Source organism: Microcystis sp. M49636_WE2 (assembly GCF_030065375.1).
GTDB classification, from domain to species: domain Bacteria; phylum Cyanobacteriota; class Cyanobacteriia; order Cyanobacteriales; family Microcystaceae; genus Microcystis; species Microcystis aeruginosa_C.
The window spans coordinates 1-3466 of sequence record NZ_JASJFG010000714.1; the positions used below are offsets into that span (position 1 = coordinate 1).

The 3466-nt window shown below is 43.0% G+C and carries 3 protein-coding genes; 2 read left to right on the forward strand and 1 reads right to left on the reverse strand.

The genetic code is table 11. The annotated features are described in order from the left end of the window. Window positions 1–348 (reverse strand): MFS transporter (locus tag PX484_RS16290; protein WP_288104769.1); only part of this gene is annotated, 348 nt, incomplete at its 3' end. Window positions 349–917: 569 nt separating this feature from the next. Between PX484_RS16290 and PX484_RS16295 the strand changes: the two genes are divergently transcribed. Together PX484_RS16295 and PX484_RS16300 are read left to right on the forward strand one after the other, a co-directional pair. Next, window positions 918–2021 (forward strand): glycosyltransferase family 4 protein, encoded by a 1104-nt coding sequence (locus tag PX484_RS16295; RefSeq protein ID WP_004163826.1) that lies wholly within the window; start codon window positions 918–920, stop codon window positions 2019–2021. A gap of 493 nt (window positions 2022–2514) precedes the next feature. Next, window positions 2515–3234, forward strand: coding sequence for a PEP-CTERM sorting domain-containing protein (locus PX484_RS16300; protein ID WP_287765729.1), 720 nt, complete (start codon window positions 2515–2517; stop codon window positions 3232–3234). The last annotated feature ends 232 nt before the right edge of the window (window positions 3235–3466 follow it).

A 3466-nucleotide genomic window follows, 5' to 3' on the forward strand; every position in this document is an offset into this window, starting at 1 on the left:
AATATAATATAAAAATAACCATAATTGGTTATTAGTCGGGATTAACCACAGTAAAAAATAGCTAATTCCGAAGGGAATCGACCCCAATAACATCCATGGTAAGCGACGACCCCAGATAGTACGAGTTCGATCGCTCCACATCCCAATGATCGGATCGTTAATAGCGTCAAAAATTCTCACCACCATCAGCACACTACCGGCTAATCCTGCCGATAATCCTGCCACATCAGTCAGGAAAAATAGCAGGTAAAATACCGAGATATTGGCAGTGATAGCCGGTCCCAAATCACCAGCACCATAGGCGATCTTTGTGGTTAAATTGAGTCTTTCAGAAGTCAAGTGAGCCATAAAAGCAATTACAGAGATTAAGTAGGTAGGCACAATTATTTGTAGGATGGGTTAGCGGTAGCGTAACCCATGCGGGCGTTGGGTTTCATGCTTCAACCCAACCTACGTTCATTTTATATTTAATTCCACCCACCTACTTAAAATAAGCTTAACCGTTCTGGGGGCATTTGTAACCTTTGTCAGAGCAGTTGAGTAACTTTAATTTTTTTATCTCTAGTAATTCCCGAAAATATCCAGCGTTAAAAAGGGAAGATTCCTCGATGACACCGGGGAAAGAGAAATAGCTTTATCTTTGGCATCCGAGAAAATTCTGACTATTCTATCGCCTTGGTCAGCATTATGAGCTAAACTGGCTAATATCAGTTATTTTAGCTATCAGCATCCGAATTTCCCTGATTCTGGCAGTTACACGCAAGAAGAGCCACAAGATTGTTCTTTTTCGGACTGTTAGCGGTTAGGATCTATTACTTGGGAAACGATCGAAATAGATCAAGAAAGTGTGATAGTACAGATCAAAGATCGGGGAAAATTTTTTCGCCAAACCCAAAACTTTTTGACACTGACGTTCTATGATGCCTCATATATTCCTATTTTTAGAGATTTTTTCCCAAGAAGGTGGTATTCAATCCTATATTAAGGATGTTCTGCAAGCCTATCTCACTTTACCCGATTCTGAAGCGGCCGAGGTTTTTTTACTGCGGGATGCCCCTGATTGTCCTAATCCTTTTAAAAATCAAGGTATTACCTTTCATTACCTGAAAAATAACTCAGCAACTCTCGGACGCATCCAATTAGCCCTTAAGTTTTTAGTTTCTCTCCTCCAGAAACGTCCCCAACAGGTTTTTTGTGGTCATATAAATTTAGCCCCCCTCACCCGTCTTTACTGTCAAGCTTTAGACATACCCTACACCGTCCTCACCTACGGCAAAGAAGTCTGGGAACCTTTACCAAATTCCCAAAAACAGGCCCTGCAAGCGGCCGAATCGATCTGGACAATTAGCCGTTACAGTCGCGATCTTATGTGTAAGGCTAACGCTATCGATCCCAAAAAAGTAGCAATTCTCCCCTGTGTGGTGGATGAGGAAAAGTTTAATTTAGGTGAAAAGTCCTTGACATTAATCAAAAAATATGATATAGAAAATGCCAAAGTTTTATTAACAGTGGCCCGATTGTGGTCGGGGGATATCTATAAAGGGGTAGATGTTACCATTCGGGCCATGCCGACAATTCTAGAGACTTATCCCGAAGTAAAATATCTAGTCATCGGACGAGGGGACGACCTCCCAAGGTTAGAAGCTTTAACCAAGCAGTTAGGAGTGGATAAACAGGTAATTTTCGCCGGTTTTGTCCCGACGGAGGAATTAGCGGACCATTATCGTTTGGCCGATGCTTACGTTATGCCTTCCCGGGAAGGGTTCGGGATTGTTTACCTAGAAGCGATGGCCTGCGGTATTCCCGTGATTTCTGGAGATGAGGACGGTTCAGCAGAGCCGCTCCAGGATGGTTTGGTGGGGTGGCGCGTTCCCTATCGAGATGCCGAAAAGGTGGCTAAAGCTTGTTTAGAAATTTTGTCAGGTCAGGATCAACGTTGTCACCCGCAATGGTTGCGTCAACAAACTCTAACTAAATTCGGGAAAAAGACTTTACGAGCAAAATTAGAGCAGTTAATCTAAATCCCTATGCTCTATGTTAGTGCGGGTTTTGAGGCGCATCCCAGAGCTGCACGGGTAGGAGACCCGTTTTACATAGATTCTCTAATTTTATCTGTGGGCTAGGCTTCTAGCCCGTCCTTCCTGTCATTCAACCAGTTTACCTAAATTACACTAAATCCGGTTATTAAAAACTGCTGATTGTCGGTATTCCTGCAAATGTAAGATGCACCAGGTCAATTTATTGCGGGGGAACCTAGGAGCGAAGGTGATAATTTCGGTCAAAGAAATAAGTAGAGGTAGAACCTCGCTTATCTGCGTTGCCAGCTATAACCTTGCAACCAGTCAAAAATATTTATATAACCCATAACTATCTTAAACATAAAAATCAATAAAAAATGATGATTAAATACCCCTTGACGTCCCCCCCCTTTGTGATATTTTTTGCTGTGGGATATTGGCGCAAAACTAGCGTTAAATATGACCATAATTTTCTCCTATTACTGTCATCGAATCCATGAAAAAATTACTGACAATGTTAACCCCCTTGACTCTGATGGGGTTGGCCGGGGTTACTCCTGCTCAAGCGGCAATAGTAGCTGGTTGGAATCAATTTACCACTGATGGGGCATCTTACCCCAAAGCGGCGGATACGGTTGGCACGAATATAACCAGCACTGGGTTAAACACCGCCGGGATACGTCATTTATCCTCACAATTTGTAGGGTTCAATTTTGCTCTTGGCGGTTTTGGTACTGCTTCAGATGGCTCAACTGGCTCATGGAATACAGGTAGCACTGTTAATACCAACCAATACGTCGAATTTGCCGTACAACCCGGTGCAGGTTTTCAGGTCGATTTTACTAACTTACAACTCAATGCGAAGCATGATGACACGCAGCTAGATTTGGTCTTGCGCTCTAGTGTTGATGGGTTCACCAGTAATTTAGGGACAACAGTTAGCTTAACAACTGCCTCTAATACCTACAGCTTTGACCTAAGCAGTTTAGCACCCCAAACCGGACCGGTGCAGTTCCGTCTCTATGGACTGAATGCTGACTCCTCCACTGTCTTCTTCTTTGGTGAAAACTCCACTAATGTTGCCGGTGGTGGGTTTGTGGCTCTTAATGGGGATATCACTCCTACTCCAACGGTTTCAACCCCGGAACCTAGTGGTATAGTGAGTTTAATCGCTGTTGGTGCGTTGGGTGCTGCTTCTCTTCGTCGTCGGGGATAAATTATCCTTGGCAGGGGCAACTACAGAGGGTTTGCCCCGATATCTTGATATAATCGGGAGTGATAGGTCAATTATCTTTTCTGAATAGAGGAAATATGCAGATAAAAGACATGACTCCCCAAGAGTTACAAAGTTTAATCCGTAATACAGTAGATGATACTCTAGATGAATACTTTGGTGATCCGGATGAGGGAAAACAAGTTAAAGAATCTTTTAAAGAAAAGTTATTAGA